The organism is Terribacillus aidingensis (assembly GCF_900215625.1).
Taxonomy (GTDB): Bacteria; Bacillota; Bacilli; order Bacillales; family Amphibacillaceae; genus Terribacillus; species Terribacillus aidingensis.
On record NZ_OBEK01000010.1, the window covers coordinates 1 to 2,248 of the forward strand.

The following is a 2,248-nucleotide window of genomic DNA, read 5'->3' on the forward strand; positions in this document are numbered from 1 at the left end:
GGTTAGAATGTCAATACAGCCAGGGTGGTATCCCACGGATGCCTCCACCGAAGCTAGCGCTCCGGCTTCTAAGGCTCCCACCTATCCTGTACAAGCTGTACCAACATTCCATATCAGGCTACAGTAAAGCTCCACGGGGTCTTTCCGTCCTGTCGCGGGTAATGCGCATCTTCACGCATAGTATAATTTCACCGGGTCTCTCGTTGAGACAGTGCCCAAGTCGTTGCACCTTTCGTGCGGGTCGGAACTTACCCGACAAGGAATTTCGCTACCTTAGGACCGTTATAGTTACGGCCGCCGTTTACTGGGGCTTCGGTTCACAGCTTCGGGACGAAGTCCCTAACCATTCCCCTTAACCTTCCAGCACCGGGCAGGTGTCAGCCCCTATACTTCGCCTTACGGCTTTGCAGAGACCTGTGTTTTTGCTAAACAGTCGCTTGGGCCTTTTCACTGCGGCTTCTCCTAAAAAGAAGCACCCCTTCTCCCGAAGTTACGGGGTCATTTTGCCGAGTTCCTTAACGAGAGTTCTCCCGATCATCTTCGGTTACTCACCGTGCCTACCTGTGTCGGTTTGCGGTACGGGCACCTATTTCCTCACTAGAGGCTTTTCTTGGCAGTGTGAAATCAGGAACTTCGGTACTAAATTTCCCTCCCCATAACCGCCTGGAATATTGTTGAGTGGATTTGCCTGCTCAACTTCCTCACGGCTTGGACGCGCATAACCAGCAGCGCGCTTTCCTTATCCTCCTGCGTCCCCCCATCGTTCAAGCGGATTTAGGTGGTACAGGAATATCAACCTGTTGTCCATCGCCTACGCCTTTCGGCCTCGGCTTAGGCCCCGACTAACCCTGAGCGGACGAGCCTTCCTCAGGAAACCTTGGGCTTTCGATGAAAGAGATTCTCACTCTTTTTTCGCTACTCATACCGGCATTCTCACTTCTAAGCGCTCCAGCCGTCCTCACGATCGACCTTCACTGCCCTTAGAACGCTCTCCTACCACTGACATCGTAGATGTCAATCCGCAGCTTCGGTGGTGTGTTTAGCCCCGGTATATTTTCGGCGCAGCGTCACTCGACCAGTGAGCTATTACGCACTCTTTAAATGATGGCTGCTTCTAAGCCAACATCCTGGTTGTCTAAGCAACGCCACATCCTTTTCCACTTAACACACACTTTGGGACCTTAGCTGGCGGTCTGGGCTGTTTCCCTTTCGACCATGAACCTTATCACCCATGGTCTGACTCCCAAAGTAGATTGATTGGCATTCGGAGTTTGACTGAATTCGGTAACCCGATGAGGGCCCCTAGTCCAATCAGTGCTCTACCTCCAACCATCATCCTTTGAGGCTAGCCCTAAAGCTATTTCGGAGAGAACCAGCTATCTCCGTGTTCGATTGGCATTTCACCCCTACCCACACCTCATCCCCGCACTTTTCAACGTGCGTGGGTTCGGGCCTCCAGTCAGTGTTACCTGACCTTCACCCTGGACATGGGTAGATCACACGGTTTCGGGTCTACGACCACCTACTATATCGCCCTATTCAGACTCGCTTTCGCTGCGGCTCCGTCTATACAACTTAACCTTGCAGGGGATCGTAACTCGCCGGTCCATTCTACAAAAGGTACGCCGTCACCCATTAACGGGCTTCGACTACTTGTAGGCACACGGTTTCAGGTTCTATTTCACTCCCCTTCCGGGGTGCTTTTCACCTTTCCCTCACGGTACTGGTTCACTATCGGTCACTAGGGAGTATTTAGCCTTGGGAGATGGTCCTCCCGGATTCCGACGGAATTTCACGTGTTCCGCCGTACTCAGGATACACTCCGGAGGAAACCACATTTCAAATACAGGGCTCTTACCTTCTATGGCGGGCCATTCCAAGCCGCTTCATTTACATGGTTTCTTTGTAACTCCAAAGGAGTGTCCTACAACCCCAGAAGGCAAGCCTTCTGGTTTGGGCTAATTCCGTTTCGCTCGCCGCTACTCAGGAAATCGATTTTTCTTTCTCTTCCTCCGGGTAATGAGATGTTTCAGTTCCCCGGGTCTGCCTCCTATCACCTATGTATTCAGTGATAGGTACTATCCAATAACGAATAGTGGGTTCCCCCATTCGGAAATCTCCGGATCAAAGCTTACTTACAGCTCCCCGAAGCATATCGGTGTTAGTCCCGTCCTTCATCGGCTCCTAGTGCCAAGGCATCCACCGTGCGCCCTTCTTCACTTAACTAATTAAACGCATGATGCTAAAA

General features: G+C 51.7%; 1 rRNA gene. It reads right to left on the bottom strand.

The window, feature by feature from the left end:
* Positions 1 to 2,226: ribosomal RNA gene (locus CRO17_RS17265) — 23S ribosomal RNA — on the bottom strand; the annotation flags it as partial.
* Positions 2,227 to 2,248 lie beyond the last annotated feature (22 nt).